General features: G+C 68.5%; 12 protein-coding genes. 9 read left to right on the forward strand and 3 right to left on the reverse strand.

Going from position 1 to position 17,219, the window contains the following annotated elements:
* Positions 1-179 precede the first annotated feature (179 nt).
* Positions 180-1,970, reverse strand: coding sequence for a bifunctional ADP-dependent NAD(P)H-hydrate dehydratase/NAD(P)H-hydrate epimerase (locus AC1AYN_RS08415; RefSeq protein WP_476532912.1), 1,791 nt, complete (start codon positions 1,968-1,970; stop codon positions 180-182).
* Positions 1,971-2,149: 179 nt separating this feature from the next.
* On the opposite strand from AC1AYN_RS08415, the gene AC1AYN_RS08420 reads away from it, so the two are divergent.
* Positions 2,150-2,902, forward strand: coding sequence for a carboxymuconolactone decarboxylase family protein (locus AC1AYN_RS08420; protein ID WP_476532913.1), 753 nt, complete (start codon positions 2,150-2,152; stop codon positions 2,900-2,902).
* An 88-nt stretch (positions 2,903-2,990) separates the two neighbouring features.
* Positions 2,991-4,592, forward strand: a complete 1,602-nt coding sequence (locus AC1AYN_RS08425) for an ABC-F family ATP-binding cassette domain-containing protein (protein WP_034526041.1) — start codon at positions 2,991-2,993, stop codon at positions 4,590-4,592.
* Positions 4,593-4,608: 16 nt separating this feature from the next.
* Here AC1AYN_RS08425 and AC1AYN_RS08430 read toward each other — a convergent pair whose 3' ends face one another.
* Complete coding sequence (locus tag AC1AYN_RS08430; RefSeq protein WP_476532914.1) at positions 4,609-5,787, reverse strand: pyridoxal phosphate-dependent aminotransferase; 1,179 nt, start codon at positions 5,785-5,787, stop codon at positions 4,609-4,611.
* Between the two features lie 189 nt (positions 5,788-5,976).
* Positions 5,977-6,921 (reverse strand): hypothetical protein, encoded by a 945-nt coding sequence (locus tag AC1AYN_RS08435; protein WP_476532915.1) that lies wholly within the window; start codon positions 6,919-6,921, stop codon positions 5,977-5,979.
* A gap of 280 nt (positions 6,922-7,201) precedes the next feature.
* Here AC1AYN_RS08435 and AC1AYN_RS08440 point away from each other — a divergent pair, with 280 nt between their 5' ends.
* The 7 genes from AC1AYN_RS08440 to AC1AYN_RS08470 all read left to right on the forward strand — a co-directional run bounded on the left by AC1AYN_RS08440 (position 7,202) and on the right by AC1AYN_RS08470 (position 17,187).
* Positions 7,202-7,834, forward strand: coding sequence for an MptD family putative ECF transporter S component (locus AC1AYN_RS08440; RefSeq protein ID WP_476532916.1), 633 nt, complete (start codon positions 7,202-7,204; stop codon positions 7,832-7,834).
* A complete protein-coding gene (locus tag AC1AYN_RS08445; protein ID WP_476532917.1) occupies positions 7,834-8,538 on the forward strand; it encodes an energy-coupling factor transporter transmembrane component T in 705 nt (234 codons plus the stop codon). The genes AC1AYN_RS08440 and AC1AYN_RS08445 overlap by 1 nt, the downstream gene beginning before the upstream one ends.
* Positions 8,535-10,046 carry an ABC transporter ATP-binding protein gene (locus AC1AYN_RS08450; RefSeq protein ID WP_476532918.1) on the forward strand — a complete coding sequence of 504 codons (1,512 nt, stop codon included), beginning with the start codon at positions 8,535-8,537 and terminating at the stop codon, positions 10,044-10,046. Before AC1AYN_RS08445 ends, AC1AYN_RS08450 begins: the two co-directional genes overlap by 4 nt.
* Before the next feature lie 157 nt (positions 10,047-10,203).
* Complete coding sequence (locus tag AC1AYN_RS08455) at positions 10,204-11,715, forward strand: DUF3375 family protein (protein WP_476532919.1); 1,512 nt, start codon at positions 10,204-10,206, stop codon at positions 11,713-11,715.
* 2 nt (positions 11,716-11,717) lie between these two features.
* Positions 11,718-12,398, forward strand: a complete 681-nt coding sequence (locus tag AC1AYN_RS08460; RefSeq protein WP_476532920.1) for a DUF4194 domain-containing protein — start codon at positions 11,718-11,720, stop codon at positions 12,396-12,398.
* Between the two features lie 2 nt (positions 12,399-12,400).
* On the forward strand, positions 12,401-15,943 hold the full coding sequence (locus AC1AYN_RS08465) for an ATP-binding protein (protein WP_476532921.1): 3,543 nt from the start codon (positions 12,401-12,403) through the stop codon (positions 15,941-15,943).
* Positions 15,940-17,187: a Wadjet anti-phage system protein JetD domain-containing protein gene (locus tag AC1AYN_RS08470; protein ID WP_476532922.1), complete on the forward strand. Its 1,248-nt coding sequence runs from the start codon at positions 15,940-15,942 to the stop codon at positions 17,185-17,187. The genes AC1AYN_RS08465 and AC1AYN_RS08470 overlap by 4 nt, the downstream gene beginning before the upstream one ends.
* The last annotated feature ends 32 nt before the right edge of the window (positions 17,188-17,219 follow it).

Raw genomic sequence — 17,219 nt, forward strand, 5'->3', positions numbered from 1 at the left:
CGGGCAGGATTTCGCCGACGGAGAACAACGCCGCCGTGCCGCCGAGACTCACCCGGTCGCCGTCGACAGTGGCATGGATGACTCCGCCGCGCGCGGACGCCTGATAGGCGACGAGTCCACTTCTGCGCAGTCGTTCGCTTTAGAACGGCAGGATAAGGCAGTGACCGGCACCGCCGCGGTCAGGAGAGCGCGTCCGCCAGGGCGTCCGGAATCGCCGCGATCACGTCGGAGGCGACGATCGGATGCCCCAGCGTGTTGAAGCGCTGACGGTGGCCGTTCATGCCGAACAGCTCCGGGGGCTGCCAGCCGCACTGTTCGGATTCGGAGGCGATGGCCGCCGCCGATCCGTGCAGCCAGGCGGCCGCGGCGACCGTCTCGGCGACGATCTCCGGATCGATCGCCGTGCCCTTGCCATCTCCGTCATCCCCGTCGCCCTCGTCGTCCACGTCCATCTGGGCGAGCAGGGCGCCGGTCATGCCGGCGAGCACATCACCCGCGCCTGCGGTTCCCAGCCATGCGGGCCCCGCGCCGGCGACCAGCACGCGGGAGGAGCCGTTCACGACGATCGTGGCCGCGCCCTTCAGCAGCACCGTCGCGCCGGTGCGCGTCTGCGCCTCGCGCGCGAACCGCAGCGGTTCGGCGGCGACGTCGGCGGGGGAGACTCCCAGCATGCGGGCCAGTTCGCCCGCATGCGGCGTCAGCACCACCTGGGCGGGCACATGGTCGGGCAGCAGTTCGAGTGCGCCCGCGTCCACGACGATCGGCGGCATCAGCGCAGCCCGTCCCGCGGTCTCGTCGTCGACGGCGTAATGGGCGAGCAACGCGGCGATCGTCTCACGCTGGATGTCCTTCAATTCGGGATCCGCGTCGTTGCCGGGCACGCCGGAACCCACCACCCACGACTGCACGTGGCCCTTGCCGATCACGGCCTCCGGCAGCGCGGCGAGCACCATGTCCTGCGCGCGTTCCGGGCCGAGATAGCGGACCATGCCCACGTTCGTGCGGGCCGCCGCGCGCGCGGTCAGCACGGCCGCGCCCGGATAACGCGTCGAACCGGTGACCAGTCCCGTCACGCCGCGCGAATACTTCGCGTCCGCCACGCGCGGCAGACGCACCGCCTGTCCGGCGAGGTCGCGGCCCACCGCCTCGACGGCCGGTTCGACGCCGTCCAGATCGAAACCGAAATCGACCAGGGTGATGCGGCCGCATGCGAACGTGGCCGGCGGCAGCACCGCACACGGCTTCATCGCGCCGAACATGATGGTCGCGTCCGCCGGAACGTACGCGCCGACGAGCGAACCGTCGTCCACGCCGACGCCGGAAGGCGTGTCCACGGCGAGCATGAGCGGCAGGTCGCCTTCCGGTTCGCGTCCGGCCGACGCCGGGACGTCGGGCAGCGGCGAACCCCCGTCGCGCGCGTCCTTCGCCGGCATGCCCAGCGAGGCCGCGAGCGCCGCGGGAATCCCGCGCAGCGGGCCGTTCAGGCCGATGCCGGTCATCGCGTCGATCACCAGATGCGAGCGGCGCGCCACCCGGACCGCCGTTTCGAGCCGTTCGCCCGCCTCGCCGGGCGTGAACCCGGACGCGCAACCGGGGATCTCGGCCTCCGGATCGAGTACGAGGATCTTGCCTCCGGCGCGCACGAACGCGGCGAACGCCTCGTCGTGCAGGGAGCGGCCGACCGCCACGGCGTTCACCTGGGCGCCTTCCTCGGCGAGCATGGCCGCGGCGAACAGGCCGTCGCCGCCGTTGTCGCCCGCGCCGGCGAGCAGCGTGACGACCGCTTCCTCGATGTCGATGCCCTCGTCGTCGAGCATGGCCGCGGCGGTGTGCGCCACCGCGTTGGCCGCCATGCGCATCAGCGGCACGCCGTCGTCCAGCAGGGGGCGTTCCATCCCGCGTACGTCGGCCGCCGTATAGGCGGTGTGCAGCAGGGTCATGCGACGTTCCGCATCGTTCGGTGTATCCATGGCGGCCTCCTCGGTTCCACAAGATCTGCGACTATCCATCAGTGTAGTCGCGCCCGTCATGCCCGTCCCGTATGGCGTGCGCGAGACGGCGGGCATTTGACCGGGGCCGCGCGGGACTCCTACGCTGGCGTCGGAACGATGGAACCGCGCGGCGGGCCGCGCCAAGGAAAGGACCGATCATGTTCAGCAGGAAGAAGGACGGATTGTTCGCGGACGGCAAACCGACGCTCGCCAAGTGCGATCCGGAGTTCATCGGATTCTTCTCGGACTTCGCCTATGGCGAGGTCGTGCGCGAGCCGGGCGCGAACCATCCCGACCTCGACGACGCCACGCGTTCGATGGCGATCCTCGCCGCGCTCATCGGCTGCCAGGGGACGGACGCGTACGCGATGCTGCTGCCCGTCGCCCTGAAAAGCGGCGTGACGCCCGTCCAGGCCAAGGAGGTCGCCTACCAGGCGGTCGCCTACTGCGGGTTCGGCCGCGTGCTGCCGTTCCTCAACATCACCAACGACGTGCTCGTCGAGGCGGGCGTGGACCTGCCGCTCGAAGGCCAGTCCACCACCACGCCGGACACCCGCGCGGCGGCCGGCGAGGCCAAGCAGGTCGAGATCTTCGGCGAGGGGATGCGTGGATTCGCCTCCTCCGGCCCCGAGGACACGCGCCACATCAACAAGTGGCTGGCCGACAACTGCTTCGGCGACTACTACACGCGCGGCGGGCTCGGCACCCGCGAACGCGAGATGGCCACCCTGTGCTATCTGGCGGCGCAGGGCGGCTGCGAGCCGCAGCTCACGGCCCATGCGAAGGCGAACCTGGCGGTCGGCAACGACAAGGCGTTCCTCATCGCCGTCGTCTCCCAGATCATGCCGTACATCGGCTATCCGCGCACGCTCAACGCGCTCCGCTGCGTCAAGGAGGCCGCGGGCGAGTGATTTTCCAGCCTTCCGTTATAGTGTTCGTTGGCTTGAGAACGGCTTGAGAACGATAAGCGACTATACGGAAAGCGACGGGTGAGGCGACATGGCGATCGACGCACAGGGTCTGGAGATTCAGATCGGGGCGAGGACCCTGCTGCATCCGTGCGACTTCCATGTCGCCAAAGGCGACAAGATCGGTCTGGTCGGGCGCAACGGCGCCGGCAAGACCACGCTGACCCGCGTGATCACCGGCGACATGCTGCCCACCGCCGGCAAGGTGCGCGTCTCCGGCAAGCTCGGCTACCTGCCGCAGGACACGCACGCCGCCGATCCGGAGCAGACCGCGCTCGACCGCATGATGAGCGCGCGCGACATCGCCACGATCATCAACCGCATCCGCAAGGCCGAGAAGGAGATGACCGACCCGGACCCGGACGTGATGACGAAGGCCATGAACCGCTACGACAAGGCCATGCAGGACTTCGACAAGGCCGGCGGCTACGCGGCCCAGTCCGAGGCGACCGCGATGGCCGCCTCCCTGGGACTGCCGCAGGACGTCATGGAGCAGCAGCTCGGCACCCTGTCCGGCGGCCAGCGCCGACGCATCGAACTGGCGCGCATCCTGTTCTCCGACGCGGACACGCTCATCCTCGACGAGCCCACCAACCATCTGGACGCCGACTCCATCGAATGGCTGCGCGGCTACCTCAAGAAGTACGAGGGCGGATTCCTCGTCATCTCCCACTCCACCGAACTGCTCGACGAGGTAGTCAACAAGGTGTGGCATCTCGACGCCCAGCTCGGCCAGATCGACATGTACTCGCTCGGCTGGAAGGCGTACCTGCACCAGCGCGTCGTCGACGAGGAGCGCCGCCGCCGCGAACGCGAGGTCGCCGAGAAGAAGGCCGAACGCCTCATGAAGCAGGGCATCCGCCTGCACGCCAAGGCCACGAAGGCCGTCGCCGCGCAGAACATGATGCGCCGCGCCGAAAAACTCCTCGAGAACACGTCGGAGGCGCAGAAGAAGGAGAAGGTGGCGGACATCCGCTTCCCCGAACCCGCGCCCTGCGGCAAGACCCCGATCATGGCGAAGGACATCTCCAAGGCGTACGGCTCCAACATCGTGTTCGCCGGCGTCAACCTCGCCATCGACAAGGGCTCGCGCGTCGTCATCCTCGGCTACAACGGCGCCGGCAAGACCACCACGCTGCGGCTGCTCGCCCACATCGAACAGCCCGACACCGGATCCGTCGACTACGGCCATGGCTGCAAGATCGGCTACTTCGCGCAGGAGCACGACACGCTCGACCTCGACGCCACCGTGCTCGAGAACCTCACGCACGTCGCCCCCGAACTGAACGACACGCAGGCGCGATCCATCCTCGGCTCGTTCCTGTTCTCCGGCGACGACGCGATGAAGCCCGCCCGCGTGCTTTCCGGCGGCGAGAAGACGCGACTCGCGCTCGCCACGCTCGTCACCTCGCGCGCCAACGTGCTGCTGCTCGACGAGCCCACCAACAACCTCGACCCCGCCTCGCGCGAGGAGATCCTCAAGGCGATCGCCAAATACGAGGGCGCGATCGTGCTCGTCACCCACGACGAGGGCGCCGTCCAGGCGTTGAACCCGGAACGCGTGCTCCTCATGCCCGACGGCGACGAGGATCTGTGGAACGACAGCTACCTCGAGCTGGTCGCCGAAGAGTAACGGAGCGTCCCCGGCGTCACTCCACGGCGGCGGCGAGGGACTCCAGATACGCGCGCATGCGGCGCAGGCCTTCGGCGGTGGCCTCGGGCGTGCCCACGTAGCTCAGACGCACGTAGCCGCGTCCGCGTTCGCCGAACCCGGAGGCGGGCGTCACCACCACCTTGGCGCGGTGCAGCAGGTCGACCGCGAACGCATGATCGTCCATGCCGGTGGTGTGCACGTCGACCAGCACGTAGAACGCGCCGTCGGGCGTCGCGCACGAGACCAGCGGCATGTCCGCCACGGCGGCGACGACCATGTCGCGGTTCGCGCGGTAGACGGCCATCATCTCGTCGAGGATCTCGTTCGACCCCTCCAACGCGGCGACGGCACCCTGCTGCAACGCGCCAGGCACGCAGGAGACGATGTCCTCCTGCATCACCGTCATGCGGTCGACGATCGGCTTCGGACCGAACGCGGCGCCGATGCGCCAGCCGGTCATCGCGAACGTCTTCGAGAAGCTGTCCACCACCACGGTGCGCCGGCGCATGCCCGGCACCGCGGCGATCGACAGACATTCGACCGACGGATCGTAGACGAACGAGCGGTACACCTCGTCGCTGATCACCCACAGGTCGTGCCGTTCGCACACCTCGGCGATGAGATCCAGCTGCTCCGGGTCGATGACCGCCCCGGTCGGGTTCGACGGCGAATTGAGCAGGATCGCGCGCGTCCGCGGCGTGACGGCCGCCTCCACGTCCGCCGCCTGCATGCGGAACCCGTGCGCCGCGTCGAGCGGCACCGGCACGACGTTCGCGCCGACGAGCCGCACCTGGCCGAAATAGTTCGCGTAGCCGGGATCGGGGATGAGGATGTCGTCGCCCGGATCGAGCGTGGCCAGCAGCGCCAGATACACGGCCTCCATGCCGCCTGCCGTGACGATCACGTCCGTGTCCGGATCGTAGTCGGTGCCGTCCGCCGCGTTGCGGTGCTCGCACCACGCCTCGCGCAACGCGGCCGCGCCCCGGTTCGGCGTGTAGTGCGTGTCGCCGAGGCTCGCGGCGCGGTAGGCGGCGTCGATGACCGGCTGCGGGGTGTCGAACCCGGGTTCCCCGATCGCGAACGAGACGGCGTCCGGCACGTCCGCGGCGAGCTCGAACATCTCACGCACGCTCGGATACAGCGCCTCGGCGGCGCGCTTCGATACCTTCGGCATGGCGGCATACTCCTTACACATCCGTCCGACGCGTATGGCGGCGGGCTCACGGTCTCCCTTCACACGACCATGAACCCGCCGCGGCATCCGCATGATTGCCGGCCAGTATGCCATCGGGGCGTTTCCCATGGACCGGAGCGTCCGATGCGCGGAATCGCCGGGGCGCCGGAAGGCGCGGAACCATCGCGATCAGTCGAAGAACCCGCCGTTGCCCATCGAGGGCGCGCCGTGGCGTGGAGGCCGGCGCGTGCGGTCTGGGTCCCTGCGGACGCGCCCCGACACCGCGGGCCTCCTGTCGCGATGCATGTACTCGTACACGTCCACGTCCGAGGGTTCGGGCTGGTCCATCCATGCCGTGCCGCCCGACAGCAGCGGGTCGCGGGCGTCGATGCGACGCCTCATCGACGCGATGTCGCCCGACGCCTGCCGCAGCTCCTCCGGATCCGTGCGGCGCAGCCGCTGCTCGACCAGATCGAGGTAGACGCGTTGGCTCTGCAGGACGTCATGCAGCCGCACCTCCTCGCACAACGCCGTGTACATCCGTTCGCCGCGGCACGCTCGCTGCGCCTGGTCGACGGTCATCTCGCGGCGCCGGTCCTCCTCGGCGCGGGCGAGACACCCACGCGCTTCGGCGGACAGCGAATCGAACAACGCGGGAAGCCGCTCGTCCATCAGGGAGTTCGCCGTGTCGCGCATGGAACGCTGACGGGAGTGCGGCATGTCCCCGTCGACGCGCAGCGACATCACGCCCGTCGGCTCGAACTCGCGCGACCGCTCCTCGATCCACAACGGCGCGTCACCCTTCGGTGTGCCGGCGAGCGTGCGGGACTTCGGTGCGGTCCCCGGCTTCGACAGTTCGGACAGATGGAAGGAGAGGAGGAATCCCTCCCCGTTGCGGATGACGATGTGCGGCCACGGCCATTTGGCCGCGCGCGTCCGTGCGAACAGCGGTTCCGAGGGCGCGACAACGGAGAACCCGTGCTCCGAAGCCAGCCCGGCGATTCCGCCGATGAGCTTCGTTGCCCTGTCGACGCAGCCGGCCGACACGTAACGCCTGTCGATGTCCCGCACGAACCGCCTCATCCACGCGTCCCCCGGCATATCCTCGTCCTGATCGATGACTTCATCCGACATGATGCTGCATCCCTTCCTCTGCACGGCCCCCGGGCTTGGGGTCGCCGTCCGGCCTTCCTCGGCCGACGCCACACACCACGATGGCGCGGATGCCGACGTGCCGCAACCCCGGGGACTCCATTGTGCATAACGGTGCATAACCCGGTGCATAAGTCGGCGTCGGAACCCGCCGCATGGACGGACCGGGAGAGACCGGAGGGGAAATCCGCTCGGGGGTATTGCCAACGCGGCCCTTCGCCGCTACATTGATAGAGCCCGATACGGAAACGGAGAACCCGACATGAGCGAAACGAACCCCGCCCGCCCCGCGACGACGCCGAAGACGAGGGGCTTGTCCATCCCGGACCTCATCTCGATAGGCGTGTTCGCCGCGTTGTACTTCGTGATGGTGTGCGTCGCCACCCTCGTCAGTACCCTGTTCACCGGAGGCTTCGGCTCGATCTTCCTGCCGGCGATCGCCGCGCTGATCTCCGGCCCCGTGTTCATGCTCGCCGCCGCACGCACGCCGAGGTTCGGCGGCATCACGGTGATGGGCCTCGTGATCGGCCTGTTCCTGTTCGTCTCCGGACACTTCATCCTCTCGTTCGCGGCGAGCGTCGTGTTCCCAGTCGCCGCCGACCTGATCGCGCGCGCCGGAGCATACCGGAGCAAGGCGCTGCTGCTCGTCTCCTACGTGGTGTTCTCCTACGGACTGACCGGCCCCATCCTGCCGTTGTGGTTCATGAAGGACGCCTACGTGGCGAGCCTTGAGGCGCGCGGCAAGGACGCGGCGTACATCGACGGCGTGTTCGCCAACATCAACATGGGCACGTTCGCCGCGTCGATGGCGGCGATCCTCGTGTGCGCGGTTCTCGGCGGATGGTTCGGCCAGCGCCTGTGCGCCAAGCACTTCGCCAAGGCCGGCGTCGTTTGATGGCGACGGCTGCGCGCGATCTCGACCCGCGCACGAAACTGGCGCTGCTGCTGCTCGCCAATCTCATGCTGTTCTTCCACGCCGCGGCGGCCACGCAGGCGGTCATGGTCGTCCTGTTCCTCATCCCGCCCCTCGCCGCGGGCCGATGGCGCATGGCCGTGCGTTTCGCGATCCTGTACGTCGCGGCATTCGCGCTCGGGGCGGTCGACCCGGAGGCGCTGGGCATGCCGTGGCTGCATGTCGTCGCCGCGCTCGCCGTCGGAACCGCGATGATGCTGCCGTGCCTCATCACCGGCGCCTACGCGTTCACGACCACCTCGGCCAGCGCGTTCGTGTGCGCGATGCGGCGCATGCGCGTCCCCGAGGCCGTGGTCGTGCCGTGCGTCGTGATCATCCGCTTCTTCCCGACCATCGGCGAGGACTATCGCGCCATCCGCGACGCGATGGCGCTGCACGGGCTCGTGTCCGGCCGTCTCGCCATGCTGCGGCATCCGGCGCGGACGCTCGAATACGTGCTGGTGCCGTTGCTGATGAACGCGACCATCGTCGCGCAGGACCTGTCCGTCGCCGCGTTGACGAAGGGTCTGGGACGCGACGGGGCGCACACCTCGCGCACGACGATCCGCATGGCCGCCGCCGATTGGCTGGTCATGGCCGTGTGCGCCGCGCCGCTCGCGCTCGACATCGCGGGGGTGATCGGATGACCGCCGATCCCGTGCGCGTGCGCGACGTCGTCTTCCGCTACGACGCCGCCGTCGAACCCTCTGTGGATGACGTGTCGCTGACCGTCCGGCCGGGGGAGTGCGTCGTCCTCGCCGGCGCGAGCGGATGCGGCAAGACCACGCTGACCCGTGTCGTCAACGGTCTCGCGCCATCGTTCTTCCACGGCGACTTCGCCGGCGAGGCCACCGTGTGCGGCGTCGATGCCGCACACGGGCCGATCGACCGGCTCACGCCGTTGGCGGGCAGCGTGTTCCAGAATCCGAAGACCCAGTATTTCAACGCGGACACCACCGACGAGCTCGCCTTCCCCTGCGAGAACATGGGGATGCCGGCCGGGGAGATCAACCGCCGCGTGGAGGACGTGGCCCGGCGCTTCGGCGTGACCGGGCTGCTCGGACGCAGCGTCTTCCGACTGTCCGGCGGGCAGCGGCAGCGCGTCGCCGTCGCCGCGGCGACGGTGCTCGGACCCCGTCTCGTCGTCATGGACGAACCGACCGGCAACCTCGACGCCGCGGCGATCGACGACATGCGCGAGGCGATGCGGCGGCTGAAGGATGAGGGCGTCGCCGTCCTCGTGGCGGAGCATCGCCTCGCCTGGCTGAACGGCGTCGCCGACCGGTACCTCATATGCGAGCGCGGCCGCATCGCACGCGAATACGCGGCCGGCGAATTCCTCGCCCTGCCGCCGGAACGCGTCGCCGCCATGGGGTTGCGCGCGCTCGATCTGGAACCCTACCGGCGCGAGACCGCCCGGCTGGCGTCCCGGCCGGCGGCGCGAACCGGCGTGACGGCCGACGATCCGACGGACGATGGCGCCGCGGCCGGCGGCGTGCTGCTGCGCACGGACGGGCTCGTCGTCGGCTACGGACGGCCGCGTCGCCTGCCCTGGCAGCGGCGGCGCGTCGAGACCCGGGAGGGGTTCTCGCGCGCCGTGCCGGACCTGACGTTGCGGTGCGGCGAGATCGTCGGATTGATGGGACGCAACGGATGCGGCAAGACCACGCTGGTGCGCACGCTCACCGGACTGGCGCGCCCGCTTGCGGGCCGCGTCCTCCTGGACGGCGGCGCGGCGGGACCCCGCGATCTCATGCGCGCCGGATATCTCGTCATGCAGGACGTCAACCACCAGTTGTTCTCCGACAGCGTGCGCGAGGAGCTCACGCTCGGCATGGACCCGTCCGATCCGGGGCTCGCGGAGCGCCGGGACGGGTTGCTCGCCGACCTCGATCTCGCCGCGTTCGCGGACCGGCATCCGATGAGCCTGTCCGGCGGACAGAAGCAGCGCGTGGCGATCGGCGCGGCGCTCATGTGCGGCAAGAGTCTCGTCGTGCTGGACGAGCCGACCAGCGGGCTCGACCGGTTCCATATGGAACAGGTGGGTGGGCTGCTGCGCGACGTCGCGCGGCGTGGAACGGCGGTGCTGGTCGTCACCCACGACGAGGAGCTCGCCGCCGGATGGTGCGACCGCGTAATCGACCTGTCCGCGTGATCGGATCGGCCGGATCGTGCGCGACACGCCGCGTCGGCGGGAACCGCACCCGATATGCCGGCCCGCGCGGGCGTGTGTTAGCTTCTAGATGAGACGCGGGACCGTCGCCGTTCCCGTCTCGCACGGCACGGCAGGCGACGGCATCAGGAGGTGCGCCATGGGCGATGCGCGACGGGAGATGGAACGGCTGCGGCCGGTCTACGAGACCGGCGTGCTCAGACTGCTGCTGCGCCGCAACTCGCGCATGTACGTGGCGCTGCTCAGATCGGCGTTCGACCCGCTGACCGGCGAACTGCCGCGCGAGACATTGGAGGAGCGGTTCGCGCAGGGGCTCGCCGCGCTCGCCGACATCGGCGAATACGCGCCGGACCCCGACCTCACGTTCGGCCAGGCCGCGCACCGCGTGCTCGTCGACCTGACCCGCGAAGGCGAGGGCGAGTACGCCTGGCTCGCCAACTCGCACGACGCCGCGTCGCACCGGTTCCTCTACCGGCTGACCGCACGCGCCCACCGCGCCATCGAGGCGCTGGGGCGGCTGGAGGACGAATCCCGCACCCTGTCCGGCGCCCAGGCCAACAGCATCATCATGGAGATCGAGCACGCCCGCATGCGGCTGACCGCCGACCCCGGCGAACGCGTGCGCCTGCTCAACCGCGAAATCAAGGAGCGCAAGCACGAGATCAAACGCATCCAACAGGGGCTGCGGCACGAGACGCTCGACGACGCGCAGGTGGAGGACATCATCGCCGTCATCCACAACACGTTGCGCGGCGTGCCCATCGACCTGCGCGAGCTCGTGCTCGCCGAACGGGACAACGGCGACGCGCTCCGCCGTCGCATGCAGGCCGGCGATATGGACGTCGACGAGATCCTGGGGGCGTACAACGCCGAATACCGTGCGAACTTCGGCGAATCCGACATGGGGCGCCGCTTCGAGGACGCCTTCCAGGTGATCATCACCGACGAGGGACGCCAGCAGATCGACGAGGCGATGCGCGACATCGCGAAAACGCCCTACCTCGCCGGGGAGGCCTCCGTGCTGCTCGGGCAGGTGCGTGACGAGCTCGCCCACATCTACGACGGCATCGAGGCGGTGCGCGCGCAGATGCGCGTCTCCGACGAGGAGATCAGCAGACTCGTGCGCCAGCAGACCGACACGCGGTACCGGTCGATGCTCGCGCGGCTCAACCGTCTGTATGCCGCCGTCAACGCCGATGCGAAAGCCCATCCGGGCACCGACGGCAGACCCTACGCTACCGATGTCGGCGGCGTCAGGCTCTCCCCGCTGCCTACGCGGCCGGCACGGTCGATGGTCCGCGCGGCGGCGCCCGGACTGGATCATGACGCCGGGGACGCCGGCATGCCCCGCATCGACCTGAAGACGCTGATCGACAACGGCGGCCCACGGCTGCGCCGCATGGTCGCGCTCATCCGGCGGGAACCGGTGATGGCCGACGGCGGGATCGACATCGCCGCCAGCTTCAACCGGTTGCCGGAAGCGGATCGGCGCGAAAGCGAACTCGTCGGATTCCTCGGGGCGATCGGCGGGCAGGAGGACGGCGACGCCGTCTGGCATTGCGTGACGATCGACGGGAGGCCGCGGGACTGGCGTACGCGTGCGTTGATCGCCGGCGAGGATGAACTGGACGCCATCATGGAGGAAGGATGATCATGGACGAGGAAACCAACCCCGACGCCCTGTTCGAAGGGGACCGCGGCGATATGGGCGTGGACGCCCGCAGGGCCGCCATCGCGCTCAAACGCGAACGGTACGTCGAAGGCGAGCTGTACGACCTTATCAACGACAACCGTGACGCCGTCGTCCGATCGCTCAACAACGACATGCTCGAGCTCGTCGAGGACGAGCGTTACCGCATCATGTACGCGACGCCCGTCGCCGGGCCCGACGTCACGTTGCGCTCGCTCAAGACGCGCACCAGCCTCAAACGCGAGGAGGCCGCCCTGCTCGCGTTCCTGCGCATCCGCGTGCTCGAATACGAGAACATGCGGGTGGCGGAGGACCAGTGGATCGTCGGCTTCGACGAGATGCGCGCCGCGCTCGCCACCGGCGCCGGATACCTCGCCGCGCGCAACGACGAGGAAGGCGTGCTCAGACAGGTGGGCACGCTCGTCAACACGATGGTCACCTACGGCTATCTGTCCGACACCGATGACGACGCCATGTACCGGGTCACGCCGCTCGTCCCCGTCGTGCTCGACCGGGAGCTGGCGGACGCATGGCTCGGCGTCGCCGGCGGTGACGGCGACGGGGCCGTCGATGACGGCGCGGACGATGGCGCCGACGTGGATGGCGCCGACGAAGACGACGCCGAAGCGGAAGAGGAGGAGTGAGCATGGCCGCCAGGGAACTGCAGATGATCGCCGACCGGTGGATGATGGAAAGCCGCCGTCTCGTCAACTGGGGCTCGTACCAGGGCTACCACGAATTCAGACCGTCCACCGACCCGAAACTCCCCGTCACGCTGCTCGCCGGAGCCAGCGAATCCGGCAAGTCCACGCTCGTGGACGCGCAGATCTCGCTGCTGTACCCGACCGGCACGCCGTTCAACAAGGCGTCGAACTCGGGGCGCTCCGAACGCAGCGACTACACGTACCTGCGCGGCATGGTCGGCGTCGGCAGCACCGCGGGCGGCGACGAGCCGGTCTACCTGCGCGGCCGCGACGACGACGGGGCGCCGCAGGCCGTATGGGGCGCCATCGTCGACACCTACGTGAACGCCACCAGCGGCCAGACGCTGTCATGTGCCAAATTCCTCTACCTGATGGCGGGCGACGGCCGCGGCGACGTACGCCGGCAGTACGCGGCATGGGGCAAGCCGATCGACCCACGGCTCATGGACGCCTACCGCGACCATCCGTTCACCCCCACGCAGCTGAGGGACACGTACCCCGGATGCGAGACCTTCACCAGCGCCGACGCGTTCCACGAACACATCTGGGACACGATGGGGCTGAGCGAGGAGGCCTGCCGGCTGCTGCACAAGATTCAATCGGCCGACGCGCCGTCGAGACTCGACGACATCTTCAAGCAGGGCGTACTCGGCGTGCCCGAAGCCCTGGCCCTGGCACGCGACACCGTCGACGACTACGAACGCTACGAGGCGAACTTCACCGAAATGGAACGCAAGGCGAAACGCGTGACGGCGCTCGCCGGCATCCGGGACGCATGCGAAGCCTACGACGACGCATGCCGGCACGTCCGGACATTCGACCCGGTCGATCCGTCCAAGGAGGCCGGATCGGCGGCGATACGGCGTTGGGCGATCGCGCGGATGGCCGACGAGGTCGCCGCACGGCTGCCCATCGACGAACGCGAGCACCGCGAGCACCAGGCCGCCGCCGAAACCGCATACCGCGACGGCGAGAAGATCCGCGCGGGCATCGACGCCATCCGCGACCGCATCAGAGGGCTGGACGGCGGCAACCTCGCGCGGATGGAGATGGAACTCGAACAGGCCCGACGCTCGCTCGACGACGTGAAGACGACCCACGGGCGCATCGAGGCGGGATTCGAGGCGATCGGCGAGGCGATGCCCGGAGACGAGCACGCCTGGACGGAGAGGCGCATCGCCGCCGTGGACTTCACCCGCCTGTACGACCGGCGGGCGCAGGAACTGGACGAGACGCGCGACTGTGCGGTCGCCGCCCGCTCCGCGGCGAACGACGAGCTGCGCCGCCTCGAACGCGACTATGAGCGCCAGAAGACGCAGCGCACCCGCATCACCCAGCAGATGGACGAGACCCGCGCCATGCTCTGCAGGGCCACCGGACTGTCCGCCGGCGAACTGCCGTACGTCGCCGAACTCATGGACGTGCGCGAGGACGAGGAACAGTGGCGTCTGGCCATGAACGTCACCTACGGCGCCATCGCGCAGACCATCCTCGTCGACAAGCGCCACGAACGTGGCTTCGCCGCCAAGATCAGCGCCATCGACCCGCATGCGATGGCGCGACGCACCTGGCAGTTCGTCGACACCTCGGAGCGCTTCGGGGCGGACGACGGGAAGGCCGCGGGCGACGGCCCGTGGATGTCCTCCAAGCTGCGGTACCGCGAGGATTCGCCGTTCGCCGATTGGCTGCGCGCGCAGACCGCATCCGAACGGTTCGACGCCGTATGCGTCGACGCCATCGACGACGCCGACCGCGAGCGCCGTCAGGTGCAGGCCGACGGGCAGATCAAAAGCGGCAAACGCGGACAGCACGGCGTCAAGGACCGTCGCGAGGTCATCGGCTACGTCACCGAGGCCTATCTGGACGCGCTGAAGCACGGCATCGCCGAAGCGCGCGGCCGCTCGGAACGGGCGGAACATGACTACACGGAGGCGAAACGGCGTGCGGAGGCCCTGCGCAGCGGACTCGAACTCGCCAAGCAGCTCGCCTACACGTCATGGGAGAGCGTCGACGTGGAATCCGCCTCGGCCACGGTGGACGGGCTCGAGACGTCGATCGCCGCGATCAGGAACAACCCCGAGCTCGCCGAGCTTGTCCGACGTGAGGAGGCGATGCGAGAGGAGCTCGACCGCAACGAGCAACGCCGGTTCGCCGAGAAACGTGACGCCGACGCCGCGGCGTCCGCCTGCGAAGCCGCCCGACGGTGGCTGGACGCCAACCGGAGCCATGCGTCGTGGGAGACCGACGGCGATGCGGACGCCGCCGGGCGCGTGGGCGCCGCGCCGTTGGACGAAAGCGCGGAAACGACGCTCGAACACTCTTATGAGGACGGGTTCCCGGGAATCACGGACGCCGCGCTGCGGGCCCACATGATCATCGGGGCGGGCGCAGATGCGCCGGCCGCGGGCACGTCGTTCCCCGAACGCGTCATCGCGAGGATGCGCGACGACATGACCGCCCGCATCGACGCGCTCGCCTCCCAGGTCTCGGCCGCGAAGACGGTCGTCGAAGCCCGGATGGAATCGTACAAGGGCATGTACGCCGCGGACGACGACGCGCTGTCGGCCACAGTGGAGGACCGCCGGTACTATCTCGACGAGCTGGAGGGACTGTCGCGACTCACCGCCGGGGAGGCGACCGGCTCCGAATACCGGCGTTGCCTGGAACAGCTGCTGATGGGCCTGCTGACCATCAAACGCGCCGTCGACACCGACGAGGCCGGCATCCGCGACCAGCTCGACCGCATCAACGCCATGCTCGACGGGCAGCGGTTCGGCCCCAAGCACGGCAGCCTGTCCCTGCACGCGGACGTGCGCAAGCCGGACCGGGGCTTCTCCTCGCAGCTGACGCGGACCATCGGCGCGCTCAACGACTGGAAGGCGTCGGGAAACGACGATCCGGCGGCGATGCGCAAGGTGTTCGCCTCGTGCGGCGGCGTCATCGGCCTGCTGCGCGCCCAGCTCGCGCAGGTGAGGGACGCGAACGGTGTGAAGAGCTACGGCGCGCGCGACCTCGACCCGCGGTGCCGTTCGTCCTTCTACGCGATCGTGCACCACGAGGACGGGCTCGACGAGCGCATCACCTCCACCGGCGGACGGTCCGGCGGAGCCCTGCAGGAGCTCACCTCGTTCGTCTACGGCGCCGCGCTCATCTACCTGCTCGGCGGAGGCATGGAGAACCGTCTCAAACCCAGCTACACGACGCTGTTCCTCGACGAGGCGCTCATCAAGGCGGACGGCCGCTACACGCAGCGCGCCCTCACCGTGCTGCCGCGCCTCGGCTTCCAGGTGATCGTCTCCGCGCCGGAAAGCAAGACTGGCGAGATTCTCGAGGTCTCCACCAAGGCCTACGTCACCTACAAGAACCCCGACACCGGCCTCACCTCCCTGCGCGAGGCCGACCTCGCCGGTTCCGGAACACAGGATTCGAATCAGGAGTCCCGTGAGGAAGAACCGTCGACGTATGAGGAAGAGGCACGATCATGAGCCGTATGAAAAGCGTGGAGGACATCGTCGTCGAGGTGCGGCGCGCGGTGCGTGCCCGCATGTACCGACTTGATACGGTGTGGCCGTTGACGGTGAGGGTGGGGTTACCCGGCAAAAGTGAATTGGAATCCAATATCGTCGAGGTGCATGACAACAACAACGCGATCAGAAGATGGGCGGATGGCCATGGATGCGGCTTGGAATACGTGACGCGACAGATGGGAACGCCGGTGCGGCTCGTGTCCAAGGTGCTGATCGAGGATGAAGCCACCGCGTTGCGGGTCATCGGCCGGCGGGACGCTGCCGAATACCGCAGGATGCGGGAACGGGCCGATCGGTTGCGCGACCGCCTGGGGACGGGACCGGCGCTGGCGATGAAGGCGGTCCGTAAGACCCAAGCCCAATCGGATGTCGATTTCGAACTGCTGATACGGGCCTGCGAGTTCTTCCTGCGTTATGACGCTACCGGTAGAAGGCCAAGGGCGGTGCCGCTCGCCGGATTCAGCGCGAAATGGCTGGACCAGTCGCATAAGGTACGTCGGCAGACCATTGAACTGTTATGCGGTTTGGATGATCTCGGGCTTGATGAACGTCCTCGCGAATGTCGTTTCAGGTACTTGGACCCAGCGTTGTATCGGTCTCCGGATATGGTCGCCGTCCAGCCTTGGAACGAGGGGCCGTCGTGCGGCATCCGATACGTCGTCATCTGCGAGAACAAGGACACCTATCAGACCATGCCGTCCATTGACGGGGGACTATGCGTATTCGGACAGGGATTTGCGGCATCGGATTCGTTGCCGCTGCTGCCGTGGCTGTTCGACGATGCAGGGCATGGCATCCACGTGGCGTACTGGGGAGACCTGGATGCCTCCGGCTTTGAAATCCTATCCAAAGTCAGGCAGATCGGCATCTCCTGCGAATCGGTATGCATGGACAGGGAGACGTATGAGACTCATAAGGAATTCGGATCCGAGCTCACGGAAACCAATGAAACGCTTCATGCGCGGATTCCGCAGAACCTTCCCGGACTGACCGATGAGGAACGGGCGTTGTACGAATCCCTGTGCACGGGGGAGGGCGTCGATTGTCTTCGCATCGAGCAGGAACGCATTACGATGAGCTATGCCGCGTCGCGCTTGACGAACATGGGGTTCCCCGTGAGATACGAAGGGGTCGATGACGTATGGCCGGACAGAGCGTCGTTGAAAACCGCGGAGGGGCGGGATACGTGCATGGGCATATGATGAAGAAACGGGCTTCCGGAATACGGGAATCG

The organism is Bifidobacterium sp. LH_413 (assembly GCF_056357015.1).